Source organism: Nonomuraea cypriaca, from assembly GCF_015645445.1.
In the GTDB taxonomy this organism is placed as follows: domain Bacteria; phylum Actinomycetota; class Actinomycetes; order Streptosporangiales; family Streptosporangiaceae; genus Nonomuraea; species Nonomuraea cypriaca.
This window is the reverse complement of the sequence record NZ_JADOGI010000041.1, coordinates 41,419-60,405: the sequence shown is the minus strand read 5'-3', so window position 1 is coordinate 60,405 and position 18,987 is coordinate 41,419. Positions and strand designations below refer to the sequence as shown.

Genomic DNA, 18,987 nt, shown 5'->3' with positions numbered 1-18,987 from the left:
CGGGGGGCTTGCCCCCCGCGGGACGGTCATCGGGCGGGCGTCGTCGCCACGGGCATCACCGATCATGTCGCCGATCCCGGCCACCTGGGCCTCGGCGGGGATCGTGTCCACCAGGTGCATCGGCCCGTAGCCGCCCGCCGTGCTCGGCCGCCCGCCGTTCGCGTCCCAGCGTGACTCCAGGTACGCGACGCCGAGCAGCACGCTCTCCGGCACCCCGTACTCGCGAGCCGCGCCGGCGAACTCGGCCTGCCGCTCCGACCGCCCGCTGCCGGCGAGGTCGGTCCGCCACCCCGAGGCGTCCCGTGCCGGGAGGACGGTGGGTTCGGCGGGGGCGGACAGCGTGCCCGCGGTCAGGAGGGCGGCGAGCAAGAGTTGCATGAACATCTCCCCAGGAATGTCACGAGATGACTACTCACCGTAACTGTTCCCAGAAAGGGATGTGTCAGACGGGTCGGATGATACGCATGTGATCAGCGAGATCAGCGGCGAATTCGGCATCCCAGTCATCGGGCGCCAGACCCGGCCCAGTCGGCGGCCCGGCGTGATCAGGTCTCGTTGGATTCCCGCGAGAAGTGCCCGTTCGCCTCGGAGGCCGCGAAGCCCGGCACGAACGTTCCGATGATCAGAAGCGTTATAGAGTTAATTCCTGCCCGATATCGGGCAGGATGTTGTGGTGTCTCGTTCCAGAGCCGTAGGGTCCTCGTCTGTGTCCACGCCGCGGCATCCCTACGAAGATCTCATCGCCCACCTCACCAGGACGAGCCCGCTCGGTCCAGGCGAGGCGGCCCGCGTCGTCGCCGACGTGGTGGCGTACTTCTCCGAGCCGGTCGAGGAGTTCGTCCGGCGCCGTCACGGGGAGCTGAAGTCGCGCGGCCACACCAACGACGAGATCTTCCCCAGGATCGCCGCCGAATTACGCGGTCGCCCGGTAGCGGCGCCAGAGCTGTCCCTGCGGCAGCTCCGCAGGATCGTTTACGGATAAGTCAAGAAGGAGACCTCGATGTGCGGAATCGTGGCCTACGTCGGCCCCAAGGACGCGGCGCCCATCCTGCTGGAAGGGCTGCAACGGCTTGAATACCGGGGCTACGACTCGGCCGGGGTCGTGGTGTCCAACAGGGGGCTGAAGCTACGCAAGGTCAAGGGCAGGGTGGCCGACCTGGCCAAGGTGGTGCCGGTGCGGTTCAAGGGCAACCTCGGCATCGGTCACACCCGCTGGGCCACGCACGGCGTGCCCAGTGACGAGAACGCCCACCCGCACCTGTCCGCCGACCAGCGCATCGCGGTCGTGCACAACGGCATCATCGAGAACGCCGGCGAGCTGCGCGCCAAGCTGGTGGCCGACGGCGTCGCCTTCGCCTCGGAGACCGACACCGAGGTGCTCGCCCACCTGATCGCCCGCGCCGCCGACGAGAACGACACCCTGGAGGAGGCGGTCAGGAAGACGCTCAAGCTCGTCGTCGGCACGTACGGCATCGCGGTCATCGACGCCGAGCGGCCCGGCGAGGTGGTCGTGGCGCGCAACGGCAGCCCGATCGTGCTCGGCATCGGCGAGAAGGAGATGTTCGCCGCGTCCGACGTGGCCGCCCTGGTCCGCTACACGCGCCAGGTCGTACACCTGGAGGACGGCGAGCTGGCCGTGCTCAAGGCCGACGGCTTCCACACCTTCGCCAGCGACGCGCGCGAGACGGCCAAGGAGCCGCTGACCGTCGACTGGGACGCCGGCCACTACGACACCGGCGGCTACGAGCACTACCTGCTCAAGGAGATCTCCGAGCAGCCAGAGACGATCACCCGCACCATGAGCGGCCGGCTCGACGAGCGCTTCCACGTCGCGCACCTGGGCGGGCTCAACATGGACGCCCGCGAGACGCGCTCGTTCCGGCGGGTGAAGATCATCGGTTGCGGGTCCGCCTACTACTCCGGGCAGATCGGGGCGCAGCTCATCGAGGAGCTGGCCCGCATCCCGGCGGACGCCGAGCCGGCCAGCGAGTTCCGCTACCGCAATCCGGTCGTCGACCCCAACACGCTCTACGTCGCGATCAGCCAGTCGGGGGAGACGTACGACACGCTCGCCGCCGTACAGGAGTTGAAGCGCAAGGGCGGCCGGGTCATCGGCATCGTCAACGCCGTCGGCAGCGCCATCGCCCGCGAGGTGGACGGCGGCATCTACCTGCACGCGGGCCCCGAGGTGTCGGTCGCATCGACCAAGGCGTTCACCTCGACGTCGCTGGCGTTCGCGCTGCTCGCGCTGCACCTCGGCCGGGTGCGCGACCTGTCGCCCGCCGACGGGCGGCGCGTCGTGGACGGCCTGCGCAGGCTGCCCGGCCAGATCGAGGAGATCCTCGCCCAGGGCGACAAGATCGCCGAGCTGGCGCAGAAGTACGCCAAGCACCCGGGCATGATGTTCGTCGGCCGCGTCCGCGGCTACCCGGTGGCCCGCGAGGGCGCGCAGAAGCTCAAGGAGATCTCGTACGTCCACGCGGAGGCGTACCCGGCCAGTGAGCTCAAGCACGGCCCGCTCGCGCTGATCGGCCCCGACATGCCGACGGTCGCGATCGTGCCCGACGACGAGCTGCTCGACAAGAACCTCACCACGCTCGGCGAGATCCGGGCCCGGGGTGGCCAGGTGCTCATGGTGGGCCACCGCGAGCCCGCCGCCAAGCTGGCCGACGACGTGATCGTGATCCCCAAGAACGAGATCGAGCTGGACCCGATCCTGCTCACGATCCCGCTCCAGCTGCTGGCGTACCATGCCGCCGTGGCGCTCGGCCGCGATGTGGACAAGCCACGCAACCTTGCCAAGAGCGTTACTGTCGAATAACCAGCAGCCAAATTAGCCACAATCACCTCAGGGTAGTGTTATTCGGCCGCTGACGGCATAAATTCAGAGATGTGCGGAAGTTCGACCAACTGCGGCCCCATCCCGCACGCATGTACGACTACATGCTCGGCGGGAAGGACAACTTCGCGGTCGACCGCCAGGCCATCGATCAGCTCGCTGAGCTGATCCCGGAGGCGGTACCGCTGGCCCGCGCCAACCGGGCGTTCCTCCAGCGTGCCGTGCGCTACGTGGCCGCCGCGGGGGTCCGCCAGTTTCTCGACCTGGGCAGCGGGCTGCCGACCCAGGGCAGCGCGCACGAGGTCGCACCCGCGGCCCGGGTCGTCTACGTCGATCACGACCCCATCGTCGCCGCCCACGCCACGGCCCTGCTCGGACGTTCGAGCAGGGCCGTGTTCGTCGAGGCGGACCTGCTCGATCCGGCCGGCGTGCTGGACCAGGCCGGCCGGTTCCTCGACCTGGACGAGCCGGTCGGCGTGCTGCTGGTGTCGATCCTGCACTTCGTGCCCGAGTCCGCGGAGCCGGGGCGGGCGGTGGCGGTGATGCGCGATCGGGTGGCGCCGGGCAGCCACCTGGTGATCACCCACCTCACGTCGATGGGCCGGGCGGAGGGCGAGGAGCGGCCCAGGGGCAGGGGCTCGTCCGGTGGCGGCGCCGACCGCACCCCCGCCGAGATCCGCGCGTTCTTCGGCGACTTCCCGCTGGAGCCGCCCGGGCTGATCCAGGCCGTCGACTGGCGTCCGGACCGCCCCAAGCTGGTGGGCGACTGGTCGTTGCCGTCGTCGCTGATGGCCGGAGTCGGTAAAAAGCCCTGAAAAATGGTTGAGCCATCCCGTACTGCGCGAGCATGGTCCTGATGTGTAACGGCGAGTGAATTGTCAATAACCATAGGTGATCGGGGCACTCGCCAAGCTCGGGGGAGGGCGCATGCACCGTCGGGGGTTCTTCGCGTGGAGCCTGGGCATGGCCGGGTTCCTGGCCGGTTGCGGTACGGAACGGGTCACCGGCGGCACGACCGTCATCCGTACGGAGTACGCGATCAACCCGGGCGGACCCCGGTGGGCCGACGTCGCTCAGGCGTTCGCCGACGCCGCCCGCGCGGCCGGATACCGGACCGGCGGGGGCCGGCCGATCACGGTGACCGGGCTGCCCGAGCTGGCCGCGGCCCAGCTGAACAACGGTCAGTCTCTGTTCAACGCCGCGACCCCGCTGTCCAGGCTGATCGGTGACGTGGAGGTCGTCGTGGTGCCGGCCGGCTCACCCTTCAAGAGCTTCGACGACTTCGGCGCCCAACTGCTCGCCCAGCCCGGCCGCACGCCGCTGGCCGGCGGGCCGCAGGGCGAGCCCGACCATCTGCTGTTCGGCCTGATCGCCAAGGGCCTCGGGGCCGACACCAGGCAGGTCGACTACACCGGCTACCCCAGCAGCGGCGAGGCCGGCGTGGCGCTGCTGGGCGGCAAGGCCGCGGCGGCCGCGGGACTGTTCACCGACTGGCGCACCGGCATCGGCTCCGGCCGGGTCAGGGTGCTGGCGGTGTCCTCGGCCGCCAGGATCCCCGACCTGGAAGACGTGCCGACGCTGCTGGAGTGCGGCGTACGCGTGGACTTCTCGGACTGGGTCGCGGCCTTCGGACCCATCGACATGACGGACGAAGGTCGCGAATCGGCCATCCGCATGTGCGAGGAGGTGACCGCCTCGCCCGGCTGGCGGGCGGCCTGCCGCGCGGCGGGGTGGATTTCCGCTCCGCTCAGCGGCGACGACTTCGGGACGTGGCTCGGCTCGGAGGCCGAGCGCACGCGTGCCGTGCTGCGGGATCTCGGGCTGATCGACACCACCCGATCCACAACATGCTGGGTCGGTTGCAGGAACGGCCACTAGATGTAGGATCCTGGACGTCGCTGGTTCGCCTCTCCGGAGGCGGAGCAAAAGGGAACCCGGTGTGATTCCGGGGCTGCCCCGCAGCGGTGAGCGGGAACGACCGCCGTCATTGTGCACTGGAGCGATCTGGGAAGCGACGGCCAGTAGGAACGATCGACACGCCCGCGAGCCCGAAGACCTGCCGGCGGCGCCGGGCCTCGTGCCCGGCGAAAAGTGTCCATGGCCTCGAGGGAGGGCCGGGAGCGAGGTGGCCGGGGGTTCCCCCATGCCGCCGTGCTCTCGCGCGCCCTCACGGGGATGAGCTCGCGAGGAGAGAGAGCACGTGACGCAGATCGTTGAGGCCGGCCCGGCAGAGCGGCGCCTGGCCATCGAGGAGGCCGCCGCCCGGGTGATCGCCGACCCGGCCAACTCCAGGGTCGCCGCCCGGCTGCTGTCCGAGGAGATCGCCGGCGAGGCGGCCGCGCACGGGGTGAGGTCGTTCTCCGAGTCGATCACGGCCACCCACGCGGCCGGGTTGATCCAGGACGGCCTGGCGGAGTTCGTCGCCGCGCACGCCGCCGAACTGGACGCGTTGATCTCGGACGAGGCCGACGGCCGGTTCGAGTATTTCGGCTTGCGCACGGTCTACGACCGCTACCTGCTGCGACACCCCGAGACGCGGGCGGTGCTGGAGCGGCCGCAGCACTTCTTCCTGCGCGTGGCCTGCGGTTTGTCGGAGTCGGTCGCCGAGGCGGCGGAGCTGTACGCGCTGATGTCCACGCTGTCCTACCTGCCGAGCTCGCCCACGCTGTTCAACGCGGGCGCGCGCCGCCCGCAGCTGTCCTCGTGCTTCCTGCTCGACTCGCCGCGCGACGAGCTGGAGGGCATCTACGACAGGTACGGCCAGGTGGCCAGGCTGTCGAAGTACGCCGGTGGCATCGGCATCTCCTGGACACGGGTGCGCTCCAGGGGCTCGCTCATCCGGGGCACGAACGGCCACTCCAACGGCATCGTTCCGTGGCTGCGCACGCTCGACTCGTCGGTCGCGGCGGTCAACCAGGGCGGGCGGCGCAAGGGCGCTGCCTGCGTCTACCTGGAGACGTGGCACGCCGACGTCGAGGAGTTCCTGGAACTGCGCGACAACACCGGCGAGGACGCGCGCCGCACCCACAACCTCAACCTGGCGAACTGGGTGCCGGACGAGTTCATGCGGCGGGTGGAGGCGGACGAGGTCTGGTCCCTGTTCGACCCGAAGGAGGTGCCCGACCTCACCGACCTGTACGGCGAGGCGTTCACGGCGGCGTACCGCGCCCACGAGGCCGCCGGGCGGTACGTCAGGCAGCTCCCCGCGCGGGTCCTGTACGGCCGGATGATGCGCACGCTGGCCCAGACCGGCAACGGCTGGATGACGTTCAAGGACGCAGCCAACCGCACCTCCAACCAGACCGCCCGCCCCGAGAACGTCATCCACCTGTCCAACCTCTGCACCGAGATCCTCGAGGTCACCAGCGACGCCGAGACCGCCGTCTGCAACCTCGGCTCCGTCAACCTGGCCGCCCACATCACGGGCGGGGACGTCGACTGGGAGCGGCTGCGCGGGACCGTGCGCACGGCCGTGCGCTTCCTGGACCGGACCATCGACCTCGGCTTCTACCCGACGCCAGAGGCCGAGGCTGCGAACAAGCGGTGGCGGCCGATCGGGCTCGGCGTGATGGGCCTGGCCGACGTGTTCTTCACGCTGCGCCTGCCGTTCGACTCGCCGCGCGCGCTGGAGCTGTCCACGCGCATCGCCGAGGAGATCGCGCTGGCCGCCTACGACACCTCGGCCGACCTGGCGGTGGAGCGCGGCCGGCACCCGTCGTACGCCGACACGCGCGCGGCCGGGGGAGTGCTGCACCCCGACCACTACGTCGCCGGCACGCCGCGCTGGGAGGCGCTGCGGGACAGGATCGCCACGACCGGCCTGCGGAACTCGCTCATGATCGCCATCGCGCCGACCGCCACGATCGCGTCCATCGCCGGGTGTTACGAGTGCATCGAGCCGCAGGTGTCCAACGTGTTCAAACGCGAGACGCTGTCGGGCGAGTTTCTGCAGGTCAACCGCTATCTGGTGGCCGACCTGCAGGCGCGCGGGTCGTGGACCCGGCAGGTGCGCGACGACATCAAGCGGGCCGACGGGTCGGTGCAGGACGTTCCCGGCATCCCCGACGATCTCAAGGCGCTCTACCGCACGGCGTGGGAGCTGCCGCAGAAGGCGCTGATCGACCTGGCCGCCGCGCGGCAGCCGTACATCGACCAGTCCCAGTCGCTCAACCTCTTCATGGCCGCGCCGACGATCGGCAAGCTCTCCTCGATGTACGCGTACGCGTGGAAGCGCGGCCTGAAGACGACGTACTACCTGCGCTCACGCCCGGCCACCAGGATCGCCCAGACCACGCTCGCCGCGCCCGCCGCGGCGGAGGCGGTGGCCTGCTCGCTGGAGAACCCCGAGATCTGCGAAGCCTGCCAGTAACCCCCGCCACTCAGCCCGCCCACCAAGGAGGACGACTCATGCTGCTCGACCCCGGCATGGACCTCACCCTGCGTCCCATGCGCTATCCCGAGTTCTACGACCGTTACCGCGCGGCCATCCGCAACACGTGGACGGTCGAGGAGGTGGACCTGCACAACGACCTCGCCGACCTGGCCAGGATGACGCCGCAGGAGCGGCACCTGATCAACCGGCTGGTCGCGTTCTTCGCCACCGGCGACTCCATCGTGGCCAACAACCTGGTGCTCAACCTCTACCAGCACGTCAACGCCCCCGAGGCGCGGCTCTACCTCAGCAGGCAACTGTTCGAGGAGGCCGTGCACGTGCAGTTCTACCTGACGTTGCTCGACACGTACCTGCCGGATCCAGACGAGCGGGTCAAGGCGTTCGCCGCGATCGAGCACATCCCCTCGATCCGGGACAAGGCGGAGTTCTGCTTCAAGTGGATCGACTCGATCGAGGAGTTGCGGCGGCTGGAGAGCGCGCAGGAGCGCCGCCGGTTCCTGCTGAATCTCATCTGCTTCGCCGCCTGCATCGAGGGCCTGTTCTTCTACGGCGCTTTCGCGTACGTCTACTGGTTCCGCTCCCGGGGCCTGCTCGGTGGCCTGGCCACCGGGACGAACTGGGTGTTCAGGGATGAGTCCATGCACATGGAGTTCGCCTTCAGCGTGGTCGACACGGTCCGGGCCGAGGAGCCCGAGCTGTTCGACGACGAACTGCGCGCGCAGGTGACCGAGATGCTGGAGGAGGCCGTCGCCGCCGAGCTGGCCTTCGCCGCCGACCTGTGCGGCGACGGCATGCCCGGCATGGGCGTCGCGCAGATGCGCGAGTACCTCGAGTACGTCGCCGACCAGCGGCTGACCAGGCTGGGCATGCCCAGGAGGTACGGCTCCGCGAACCCGTTCGCGTTCATGGAGTTGCAGGATGTGCAAGAACTGGCCAATTTCTTCGAACGGCGGGTTTCGGCTTACCAAGTGGCGGTTGGGGGCAACGTGACCTTTGACGAGACGTTCTAGACATTTGGGGGCATAAGCGTGCAGTCTCCAGCAGACTGGCCGATCCTTGTGATCTCGGTGATCGGGTCGATCCTCCTGGTCGAGCTGGGCCGGCGGGTGCTGGGCAGGGTCGGGCGCAAGTTCGCGCTCGCCCGGCATCTGGTGGAGCGCTGCACGTGGCCCGCGTTCGCGGTGGCCGCCGTGGTCGCCTTCAACGTCGTGTTCGGGCCGGGGATGTTCGGCCCCTCCCCGGCCGAGCGCGGCGTCGCGGCGTCGGTGGAGCGGGTGCTCGGCCTGGCCACGATCATCGCGGTCACCTGGCTGATCGTCGAGGCCGCGTACGCGCTGACGGACGTCATACTCGATCGGCTGGTGCTCGTCGAGGGCGAGCGCAACCGCCGGGCCCGGCGGATCATGACGCAGATCACACTGGTCCGCCGGATCGCCGTCGCGGTCATCATCGTGATCGCGTTCGGCGCGATGCTCTTCTCCTTCGAGCAGGTGCGGGCGCTCGGCGCCGGCCTGCTCGCCTCGGCGGGCATCGCCGGCGCGGTCGTCGGCATCGCCGCCCAGCCGACCATCGGCAACATGCTCGCCGGGCTCCAGCTCGCCTTCAGCGACGCGCTGCGCCTCGAGGACGTGATCGTGGTCGAGGACGAGTGGGGCCGGATCGAGGAGCTGACCCTGACGTACGTCGTCCTGCGCCTCTGGGACGAGCGCCGCCTCGTCCTGCCCGTCTCCTACTTCACCCAGACCCCGTTCGAGAACTGGACCCGGCACGGCAGCCGGGTGCTCGCCGTCGTGTTCCTGCGCGTCGACTGGTCCGTGCCCGTGGCGAAACTGCGCCACGCGCTGTACGAGTTCCTGCAGGGCAACCCGCTGTGGGACCAGAAGGACTGGGTGCTGCAGGTCACCGACGTGCTCCCGAACGGGCTGGTGGAGCTGCGCGCCCTCATGAGCGCGGCCGACTCGCCGTCCGCGTGGGACCTCAAATGCGACGTACGCGAATTCCTCGTCGACTACGTACGGGACAACCACCCGGAGTCGCTGCCCCGATTCCGCGTCGAATCGCCGGAAACCCGCGTCGGCGCGACCTGGCCCGCCAAATAAACAGGTGGCGCATACGCCGGCCTCCGGTTTACCGTGGACATCGTCCAGCGACGAGAAGAAAGGCGGCGAAGTGCCCTACCTGAGCATCTCACGACCGCCTGCGACCCGCTCTGAGCTGCGGCGGTGGCTTTCCGGATAATCCATCGACGGATTTCCAGGAAAGCCGTCTCGGGCCTTGTTCCGAGGCGGCTTGTTTCATTCACGACCGGGTGTGGGGCAGTTTGGTCAGCCCGCCTGCCTTGGGTGCAGGAGCAGCGCAGGTTCGAATCCTGCCACTCGGACGACGGCCCTGAAAGGAAAGGGCCGCGGGCCACGGCCTGGCCGGTGGGAATGGCGCCCCCCGGCCGGACCCGGCCCCGCCCCGGGCACGGCTCACGCCGGCCAGGCCCGGGGCCCAGCCGCTCTGGCCCAACAGGCAGAGGCGCCGTCTTCAGGAGGCGGAGGTTCAGGGTTCGAATCCCTGGAGCGGCACACAAACCCCCTTGCGCAAGATGAGTCACCGCCGAGCGCAAGAGTTGCGGCTTCTTGCGCGCGCTCGACGTCGCGCCTTGCATGCCACCACAACGCGCTGCCTGGCCAGTTCAGAGGTGCACGCAGGGCGAAGAACCCCAACACATGAGGATCCCTAAGTTATTTCTTTGCGCAATATCGTCGAAATATTGCGGCTATCTGCTCGACATCTTATGGTTCGGCCATCCGCCTTACCCGAAGGGCCACCCCCATGAGAGCACTGTTAGCCGCCCTTACGTTACTCATCGGAGTCCTCGTCGCGCCGCCCGCACAGGCCGCGGCCGACACCGACCTCGCCGCCGGCAAGACCGCCACGGCCAGCGGCTTCGCCGACGTCTACCGCGCCGCCAACGTGACCGACGGCAACCAGGCCACCTACTGGGAGTCGGCGAACAACGCCTTCCCGCAGTGGGTCCAGGTCGATCTGGGCGCCGCCGCCCGCGTGAACAAGCTGGTGCTCAAGCTGCCCTCCGGGTGGCCGGGCCGTACGCAGACGCTGACCGTCCAGGGCGGCACGAACGGCTCCGCCTTCACCACCATCGCCGGCTCGGCCACCCACACCTTCAACCCCACGGCCACCATCACCTTCACCCCAACGACCACGCGGTACGTCCGGCTGCTGATCATCGCCAACTCCGGCTGGCCGGCGGGCCAGCTCTCGGAGTTCGAGGCATGGGGCAGCGCACCGGACAACCCCGGCGGCGGTACGAACCTGGCTCTGGGCCAGGCCATGACCGCCTCCTCCCACACCCAGACCTACGTGGCCGCCAACGCCAATGACGACAACGTCCAGACGTACTGGGAGAGCGCCGCCAACCCGGGCACGCTCACCGTGCGGCTCGGCGGGAACGCCGACCTGTCCTCGATCACACTCAAGCTGAACCCCGACCCGGTCTGGGCCAGGCGTACGCAGACCATCCAGGTGCTCGGCCGCGAGCAGAGCGCGAGCGGATTCACCACTCTCGTCCCGCAGGCCGTCCACACCTTCGACCCGGCGACGGGCAACACGGTGACCATCCCGGTGACGGGCGCGGCGGCCGAGGTACGGCTGCAGATCACGGCCAACACCGGCGCCCCGGGCGGCCAGATCGCCGAGTTCCAGGTCTTCGGCACCCCGTCGCCCAACCCCGACCTCACCGTCACGAACCTCACCTGGACACCCGCCTCGCCCACCGCGACGAGCGCGATCACGCTGTCGGGCACGGTCAAGAACGCCGGCACCGCGGGTTCGGCCGCCACGTCCGTCACCTTCTACGCCGGCACCACCCAGGTCGGTACCGCCGCGGTGGGCGCCCTGGCCGCGGGTGCGTCAACCACCGTGTCCGCCGGCATCGGGACCAGGCAGGCCGGCACGTACCAGCTCTCGGCCAAGGCGGACGAGGACGACAAGGTCATCGAGCAGAACGAGGCCAACAACGCCTTCACCGCGCCCACGTCCTTGGTGGTCGCCGAAGCCCCGGGGCCCGACCTGCAGGTCCTCAGCGTCAGCGCCACTCCGCCGAACCCCGCCGTCGGAGCGCGGGTCACGTTCACCGTGGCCGTGCGGAACCGCGGAACCAGCGCGGCCGGCGCCGCCACGGTCACCCGGGTGGCGGTGGGCGGCACCACGCTCGACACCGGGACGGCGCCGATCGCCGCGGGCGCGACCGCCAACGTGGCCGTCACCGGCGGCTGGACCGCCACCAGCGGAGGCGCCACCATCATCGCCACCGCCGACGCGACCGGCACCGTCGCGGAGACCGACGAGAGCAACAACACGCTCTCGCAGACGATCGCCGTCGGCCGCGGCGCCTCGGTGCCGTACGTCGAGTACGAGGCCGAATCCGCCGCCTACCAGGGCACTCTGCTGCAGGCTGATCCGCTACGCACATTCGGGCACACCAACTTCGCGACCGAGTCCTCGGGCAGGAAGTCGGTCAGGCTCGAAAGCACCGGCCAGTACGTCGAGTTCGCCTCGGTCAACCCCGCCAACTCGATCGTGGTGCGCAACTCGATCCCCGACGCGCCGGGCGGCGGCGGCATCGAGGCCACGATCAGCCTGTACGTCAACGGGACCTTCACGCAGAAGCTCACTCTCTCGTCCCGTCACAGCTGGCTGTACGGCACCAGCGACGATCCGGAAGCGTTGACCAACACCCCGCAGGCCGACGCCCGGAGGTTGTTCGACGAGGCACACGCGCTGCTGTCACGCTCGTACCCGGTCGGCACCAGGTTCCGGTTGCAGCGTGACGCCGGCGACACCGCCGCCTTCTACATCGTCGACCTGATCGACCTGGAGCAGGTGGCGCCCGCGGCCGCCAAGCCGGCCGGATGCACCTCCATCACCGACTACGGCGCCGTACCCAACGACGGAAACGATGACACGGGCGCCATCCAGCGGGCGGTCACGGACGACCAGAACGGCGTCATCGGCTGCGTGTGGATCCCGCCGGGCCAGTGGCGGCAGGAGAAGAAGATCCTCACCGACGATCCGCTGAACCGCGGCCAGTACAACCAGGTCGGCATCAGCGACGTCACGATCCGCGGCGCGGGCATGTGGCACTCCCAGCTCTACACCCTGACCGAGCCGCATCTGGCGACGGGCGGCATCAATCACCCGCACGAAGGCAACTTCGGCTTCGACATCGACGACAACGTCCAGATCTCCGACCTGGCCATCTTCGGCTCAGGACGCATCCGCGGCGGCCCCGGCGGAGCCGAGGGCGGGGTCGGGCTGAACGGACGGTTCGGCGAGCACACGAAGATCACCAACGTGTGGATCGAGCACGCCAACGTGGGCGTCTGGGTCGGCCGCGACTACGACAACATCCCCGAGTTGTGGGGACCGGCTGACGGGCTGGAGTTCAGCGGCATGCGCATCCGGAACACGTACGCCGACGGCATCAACTTCAGCAACGGCACGCGGAACTCGCGCGTGTTCAACTCCTCTTTCCGTACCACCGGCGACGACTCCCTGGCCGTCTGGGCGAACAGGTTCGTGAAGGACCCGGCGGTGGACATCGCCCACGACAACGAGTTCGTCAACAACACCATCCAGCTTCCGTGGCGGGCGAACGGCATCGCGATCTACGGCGGCCACGACAACACGGTCGAGAACAACCTGATCTACGACACCATGAACTACCCCGGCATCATGCTCGCCACCGACCACGACCCGCTGGCCTTCTCCGGCCAGACCCTGATCGCCGGCAACGCTCTCCACCGCTGCGGCGGCGTCTTCTGGGGTGAGGCGCAGAAGTTCGGCGCCATCACCCTCTTCGCGCAGAACAGGGACATCACCGGTGTGACCATCCGCGACACCGACATCTCCGACTCGACCTACGACGGCATCCAGTTCAAGTCGGGCGGCGGCAACATGCCGAACGTCGCCGTCACGAACGTCCGCATCGACAGGTCCAACAACGGCGCGGGCATCCTGGCCCATGGCGGCGCGCGCGGCAGCGCGACGTTGACCGATGTCACCATCACGAACTCGGCCACCGGCGACATCGTCAGGGAACCGGGATCGAGCTTCGTGATCACAGGCGGCCAGCTCCACGGCGCGGCGACGAGGGTCCCCGTGAACAGAGAATGAATTCTGTCGTACGGTCGCCTTCTCGCCTGCCCGGGCCCCGAATTGCCATCCCATAATTTCAGTCATGGGGGTTAATTCACGAAAAGGGATGCGATGAAGCGGTGGATCGGCGTCATTCTGGCGGTCGTTCTCGCCGGGGTGGCGGTGGTGGCGGTCCTCTGGGGCAACGGGTCCGACGACCCTCCGGAACCCATCGTGGTACGGGGGGTCATCGGGTCGGAGAAGAAGCCGTTCTTCGACGATCCGCGGGTCAAGGCGGTCTTCGCCGAGCACGGACTGCGGGTCGAGGTGGACACCGCGGGATCACGGCAGATCATCACCGACGTCGACCTGAGCCGCTACGCCTTCGCCTTCCCCTCCAGCGTTCCGGCCGCCGAGCGGATCAAGCGCGACCGCGGGGCCACCACCACGTACTCGCCGTTCTACTCGCCGATGGCGGTGGCCACGTTCGAGCCGATCGCGCACCTGCTGGCGAAGGTGGGCATGCTCCACGACTCTGGCGACGGTTACCAAACACTCGATATCAAGAAATATCTGGATTTAGTTGCCAAAGGCACCCGATGGGACCAAATTCCGGGTAATTCGACTTACCGGGCTCGCAAGCGGGTGCTCCTCACCACCACCGACATCCGGACGTCCAACTCCGCCGCCATGTACCTGTCGGCCATCGGCTACGTCGCCAACGGCGAGGATGTGCCCACCTCCGACACCCAGATCGGCAGGATCGCCCCGATCGTCGCCCCGGCCGTACTCGATCAGGGCTTCTCGGAGTCCACCAGCGAGGCGTCGTTCGAGGACTACCTGGCGCTGGGCGCGGGCAAGACGCCGATGCTGGTGATCTACGAGGCGCAGTATCTCGCGCACGTCTTCGCCGGCAACGGCGCGATCAAGCCCGACATGCGGCTGGTGTACCCGTCGCCGACCGTGCTCAGCAAGCACACGCTGGTCCCGCTGGCCGAGCCGGGCGCCCGGGTCGGCGAGCTGCTCACCGAGAACCCGGAGCTGCAGGCTCTGGCGGCCGCGTACGGCTTCCGCACCACCGATCCCCAGGCGTTCGCCGACCTCGTCGCCAAGACGAAGGCGCCGGCCGCGGCCGACCTGGTGGACGTCGTCGAGCCGCCGACGTACGAGCGGCTGGACCAGCTGATCACCATCATAGACTCCGCCCGGCCCTAGCAAGGAGATCCCGCACGTGTCCGATCTGGTGCTCACGCCGCCCGCGCCGATCACCCCCGTCCCAGCCGAGACAGCGGTCACCATGCTGCCCATGACCGAGGAGCGCGCCGCCGAACTGGCCGCCAAGGCCCACGAGTTCGTCGGCGAGCTGAGCGGGCTCGACGCGCGCTCGCCGGAGTTCTCCCGCAAGGTGCACGACATCTCCTCGATGGGGGACACCGAGATCAGGTCCGCGTCCCAGGTGGCCAACCGCATGCTCAAGCGGCCGGTCGCGGCCCTGGACGCGGCCAGGGGCGAGGGCTCCGACGCGCAGGGCAGGGTCGCCTCCGAGCTGGTGGCGCTGCGCCGTACCGTCGTGGACCTGGACCCGAAGCAGGCGGCGAGCGGGCCGCGCAAGCTGCTGGGGCTCATCCCGTTCGGCGACCGGCTGCGCGACTACTTCGCCAGGTACCACTCCGCGCAGAAGCACATCGACGACATCATCCGCGCACTCAAGTCCGGCCAGGACGAGCTGCTGCGCGACAACGCCGCCATCGAGGGCGAGAAGGCGAACCTGTGGGAGGTCATGACCCGGCTGCAGGAGTACGCGGTCATGGCCCAGGCCATGGACGCCGCCCTGGAGGAGCAGATCGCGCCGGCCGACGAGGAGCGGGCCACGGCGCTGCGCTCCGATGCCCTGTTCACCGTGCGCCAGCGCCACCAGGACCTGCTCACCCAGCTCGCCGTGTCGGCCCAGGGCTACTTGGCGCTCGACCTCGTACGCAGGAACAACCTGGAGCTCAGCAAGGGCGTGGACCGCGCCACCACGACCACGGTGGCGGCGCTCCGCACGGCGGTCACGGTCGCGCAGGCGCTGGCGAACCAGAAGCTGGTGCTCGACCAGATCACCGCGCTCAACGCCACGACCGGGGACCTCATCCTGGCCACCAGCGAGATGCTCCGCACGCAGGCGGGCGCGATCCAGAACCAGGCGGCCTCGACGACCGTGGACCTGGACACGCTGCGCAAGGCTTTCGACAACGTCTACGCCACGATGGACGCGATCGACACGTTCCGCGAGCAGGCGGTGGAGAGCATGGCGGCCACCGTGGACAGCCTGTCCACCGAGCTGAGACACACGAAGACGTACCTGGATCGTGCCCAGGAGAGCGCGCGATGAGACGCGCCGTACTCCTGCTCCTGCTCATCTCCCTCCTGGCGGGCTGCGTGCGGGACGCGGAACCCGCCGACGCGCCGGACGTGCTGCGGGTGCTGGCGGGCAGCGAGATCAAGGACCTCGAGCCGCTGCTCCAGCGGGCCGAGTCGGAGGCCGGCGTCAAGGTGCGCCTCACCTACACCGGCACGCTCGATGGCGCCGAGCAGGTCGCGAGCGGCCGCACCGACGGCCGGCATGACGCGATCTGGTTCTCCTCCAACCGCTACCTGTCCCTGATCGACGGCGCGCGGGCCAGGCTGTCCACCCAGACCAAAATCATGATTTCTCCGGTCGTGCTGGGCCTGAAGCCCGCCAAGGCGAGCGAACTCGGCTGGACCGGCAGGCCGATCACGTGGTCGGACATCGCGCAGGCGGCCAAGGACGGGAGGTTCAGCTTCGCGATGACGAATCCCGCCTCCTCCAACTCCGGCTTCTCCGCCCTCGTCGGGGTGACCGCGGCGCTGGCGGACGCGGACGGCGCGCTCAGCGCCGAGCAGGTCGAGTCTGTGACGCCGCGGCTGAAGGACTTCTTCTCGGCGCAGCGGCTGACGGCGGGCTCATCGGGTTGGCTGGCCGAGGCCTACGCCCGCGACCCTCGCGTGGACGGCATGGTCAACTACGAGTCGGTCCTGCTGGGCCTGCGCGAACCGCTCACGCTCGTCTACCCGGACGACGGCGTGGTCAGCGCCGACTACCCGCTCACGCTGCTCGCCTCCGCCACCGAGGCCAAGAAGGACCTCTACGGCAAGCTCACCGCCTGGCTGCGCACACCGGCCGTGCAGCGGGACATCATGGCCGGCACCCACCGGCGGCCGATCACGCCCGGCGTGGCCCAGGACCCGCGCTTCGGCGGCAGGAACCTGATCGAGCTGCCCTTCCCGAACCGGCGCAGCACCGCGGACCAGCTGATCGCCACCTATCTCAACCGGGCGCGGGTCCCGGCCGAGGCCAGGTTCGTGCTGGACACGTCCGGCTCGATGCGGGGCGACCGGATCGACGCGCTGCGGCAGGCGCTGGTCGCCCTGACCGGCGCCGACACTTCCGCCTCCGGCGTGTTCTCCCGCTTCAGCGACCGCGAGACGGTCACGATGATCCCGTTCAACGACGTGCCGGGGACGCCGGTCCCGTTCACCGTGCCGGAACGCGACCCCGAGCCGGCGCTCGCCGAGATCAAGGGCTTCGCGGAGGGGCTCGGCGCGGAGGGCGGCACCGCGATCTACGACAGTCTCGGCACCGCCTACGACCTCCCGGTCGTGTCCGGGCGCTACACCTCGATCGTGCTCATGACCGACGGTGAGAACACCCACGGCTCCGACCTCGCCGCCTTCGAGGCCCGCTATCTGGCGCTGCCGGAGGAGCGGCGGGCGCCGACGTTCGTGGTGCTGTTCGGTGAGAGCGACGCCGAGGAGATGCGCAAGGTCGCCGAGCTGACCGGCGGCGCCGTGTTCGACGCCCGCGAGACCTCGTTGAGCGGCGTGTTCAAGGAGATCCGTGGCTATCAGTGAACGCGTGCCGCGCTACCTGGGCTCGACGAAGAACATCGTCGGCTGTTCGCTGGCGCTGCTCGGCCTGGTGGCTCACTTCCTGGGGCTCGCGGGCGCGTTCTGGCCGGTGGTCGTGGCCGCGCTGTACGGGGCCGGCGCGCTGCTGGCCCCACAGGAACGCGTCCGGCTGACGATCGCTCACGCCGAGGTGGAGACGCGTGCCCTGCGCGCCGACCTGGACACGCTGCTCCAACGGATCGACGGGCGGTTCCCCGCCGACGTGCACGCGGCCGTGGACACACTGGCCGAGGTGCTCAGGGGCGTGCTGGACCGGGCCGAGCAGCTCACTTCCTCCCCCGACCAGCTGCACGTGGTGTCGCAGACGATCCGCCGTTACCTGCCCGCCAGCCTGGAGGCGTACGCGAACCTGCCGCGCGGCTATGCCCTCACCCGCCGCGGTGGGCGGGAGCGCAGTGCGCACGAGGAGCTGCTCGCCCAGCTCGCGTTGCTCGACGCCCAGCTGCGCAAGGTGGCCGAAGCGATCCACAGCGGCGACGAGCAGGCGCTGCGCGACCAGGGCAGGTTCCTGCGGGACAAGTTCGGCCGCTCCGAACTGGACCTCGGCTAGAGGCCGAGCCGCCGAGGAGCGGCTGAGGGCCTGAGCCTGGGATGGACGGGGCACGTGCGCTCGGGTCATTCTGTGGCGTGCTGTTACGCCAGTTGGAGTATCTGGTGGCCCTGGCCCGCGAGCGGCATTTCGCTCGGGCGGCGGCTGCCTGTCACGTTTCGCAGCCGTCACTGTCGGCGGCGATCCGCAAGCTGGAACGCGAGCTCGACGTGCCTCTGGTGAGGCGGGGCAGGCGGTTCGCCGGACTGACCCCCGAGGGTGAGCGGGTGCTGCTGTGGGCACAGCGCATCCTCGCCGACGCCGACGCCCTGCGCCAGGACCTGTCGAAGATGCGAGGGGGGTTGTCGGGCACGCTGCGCATGGGCGCGATCCCCACGGCGCTGACTGCCGCCTCGCTGCTGACCACGCCGTTCTGCGAGCAGTACCCACACGTACGGGTCCTGCTGACGTCCCTGTCCTCTAGGGAGATCAGCCGGCGGCTGGCCGAGTTCGAGATCGACATGGCGATGACGTACCTCGACGATGAGGAGGATCTTGGCGAGGTGCGCTCCTATGGGCTGTACGAGGAGCGCTACCTGCTGCTGACGCCCTCGGACGGAGAGCTGGCAGATCGGAGGGTGGCGCGCTGGGCGGAGGTGGCGGCGTTGCCGCTGTGTCTGTTGGCTCCCGAGATGCGCAACCGGCGCATCCTGGACGCGAACTTCCGTCAGACGGGGGCCGTGGCCGTTCCCGCGATCGAGACCGACACCGTCTCGGCCCTGTTCGCGCATGTCGCGACCCATCGCTGGTCGAGCGTGATCGCGCACGCGTGGCTGCACATGTTCGGCGTCCCCGAGGGCATGCGGGTCGTCCGGCTGGAGCGGGTCGCAAGAGAGCCGCGGGTGGGGCTGGTCGTGGCCGGTACGGGGCCGGAGCCGATGATGGCGCGGGTGCTGCTGGACATCGCGCGCGATCTCGACCTGCGCGAGGTGTTCGACCGGCTCGCCCGCGAGTACCTGACATAGACGCCGCCTATCAGCTGATAGCGACAAACGCTTTGACCTGCGAATATTCGTCGGCGGACAGTGGGATCACCCCTACCGACGAGGA

The 18,987-nt window shown here is 69.3% G+C and carries 13 protein-coding genes, 2 tRNA genes, 1 pseudogene and 1 riboswitch; of the genes and pseudogenes, 15 read left to right on the top strand and 1 reads right to left on the bottom strand.

Going from position 1 to position 18,987, the window contains the following annotated elements; translation table 11 throughout:
• Nucleotides 1–378: pseudogene (locus tag ITP53_RS57495) on the bottom strand (N-acetylmuramoyl-L-alanine amidase); the annotation flags it as partial.
• Between the two features lie 328 nt (nt 379–706).
• Between ITP53_RS57495 and ITP53_RS16120 the strand changes: the two are divergent.
• The 15 genes from ITP53_RS16120 (at nt 707) to ITP53_RS16050 (ending at nt 18,902) form a co-directional block, all read left to right on the top strand.
• Nucleotides 707–982, top strand: coding sequence for a hypothetical protein (locus ITP53_RS16120; RefSeq protein WP_195896197.1), 276 nt, complete (start codon nt 707–709; stop codon nt 980–982).
• 18 nt (nt 983–1,000) lie between these two features.
• Nucleotides 1,001–2,821 (top strand): glutamine--fructose-6-phosphate transaminase (isomerizing), encoded by a 1,821-nt coding sequence (glmS, locus tag ITP53_RS16115; RefSeq protein ID WP_195896196.1) that lies wholly within the window; start codon nt 1,001–1,003, stop codon nt 2,819–2,821.
• 71 nt (nt 2,822–2,892) lie between these two features.
• Nucleotides 2,893–3,654 carry an SAM-dependent methyltransferase gene (locus tag ITP53_RS16110; RefSeq protein ID WP_328814669.1) on the top strand — a complete coding sequence of 254 codons (762 nt, stop codon included), beginning with the start codon at nt 2,893–2,895 and terminating at the stop codon, nt 3,652–3,654.
• Nucleotides 3,655–3,766: 112 nt separating this feature from the next.
• Nucleotides 3,767–4,717, top strand: coding sequence for a Bug family tripartite tricarboxylate transporter substrate binding protein (locus tag ITP53_RS16105; RefSeq protein WP_195896195.1), 951 nt, complete (start codon nt 3,767–3,769; stop codon nt 4,715–4,717).
• A gap of 4 nt (nt 4,718–4,721) precedes the next feature.
• Nucleotides 4,722–4,917: riboswitch (cobalamin riboswitch) on the top strand.
• A gap of 122 nt (nt 4,918–5,039) precedes the next feature.
• Nucleotides 5,040–7,208 (top strand): ribonucleoside-diphosphate reductase subunit alpha, encoded by a 2,169-nt coding sequence (locus ITP53_RS16100; protein WP_195896194.1) that lies wholly within the window; start codon nt 5,040–5,042, stop codon nt 7,206–7,208.
• Nucleotides 7,209–7,246: 38 nt separating this feature from the next.
• Nucleotides 7,247–8,242, top strand: a complete 996-nt coding sequence (locus ITP53_RS16095) for a ribonucleotide-diphosphate reductase subunit beta (RefSeq protein ID WP_195896193.1) — start codon at nt 7,247–7,249, stop codon at nt 8,240–8,242.
• Between the two features lie 18 nt (nt 8,243–8,260).
• Nucleotides 8,261–9,331 carry a mechanosensitive ion channel family protein gene (locus ITP53_RS16090; protein ID WP_195896192.1) on the top strand — a complete coding sequence of 357 codons (1,071 nt, stop codon included), beginning with the start codon at nt 8,261–8,263 and terminating at the stop codon, nt 9,329–9,331.
• A gap of 205 nt (nt 9,332–9,536) precedes the next feature.
• Nucleotides 9,537–9,612 (top strand) — tRNA-Pro (locus ITP53_RS16085).
• Nucleotides 9,613–9,728: 116 nt separating this feature from the next.
• Nucleotides 9,729–9,802: transfer RNA gene (locus ITP53_RS16080), tRNA-Leu, on the top strand.
• Between the two features lie 250 nt (nt 9,803–10,052).
• Nucleotides 10,053–13,415, top strand: a complete 3,363-nt coding sequence (locus ITP53_RS16075) for a CARDB domain-containing protein (protein ID WP_195896191.1) — start codon at nt 10,053–10,055, stop codon at nt 13,413–13,415.
• Nucleotides 13,416–13,508: 93 nt separating this feature from the next.
• The gene (locus tag ITP53_RS16070) at nt 13,509–14,591 is read left to right on the top strand and encodes a hypothetical protein (protein WP_195896190.1); all 1,083 of its coding nucleotides are present in this window, start codon (nt 13,509–13,511) and stop codon (nt 14,589–14,591) included.
• Between the two features lie 16 nt (nt 14,592–14,607).
• Nucleotides 14,608–15,750: a toxic anion resistance protein gene (locus ITP53_RS16065; RefSeq protein ID WP_328814664.1), complete on the top strand. Its 1,143-nt coding sequence runs from the start codon at nt 14,608–14,610 to the stop codon at nt 15,748–15,750.
• Nucleotides 15,747–17,291: a vWA domain-containing protein gene (locus ITP53_RS16060; RefSeq protein WP_195896189.1), complete on the top strand. Its 1,545-nt coding sequence runs from the start codon at nt 15,747–15,749 to the stop codon at nt 17,289–17,291. Before ITP53_RS16065 ends, ITP53_RS16060 begins: the two co-directional genes overlap by 4 nt.
• Nucleotides 17,278–17,898: a hypothetical protein gene (locus ITP53_RS16055; RefSeq protein ID WP_195896188.1), complete on the top strand. Its 621-nt coding sequence runs from the start codon at nt 17,278–17,280 to the stop codon at nt 17,896–17,898. The genes ITP53_RS16060 and ITP53_RS16055 overlap by 14 nt, the downstream gene beginning before the upstream one ends.
• 41 nt (nt 17,899–17,939) lie before the next feature.
• Nucleotides 17,940–18,902, top strand: a complete 963-nt coding sequence (locus tag ITP53_RS16050; RefSeq protein WP_207756013.1) for a LysR family transcriptional regulator — start codon at nt 17,940–17,942, stop codon at nt 18,900–18,902.
• The last annotated feature ends 85 nt before the right edge of the window (nt 18,903–18,987 follow it).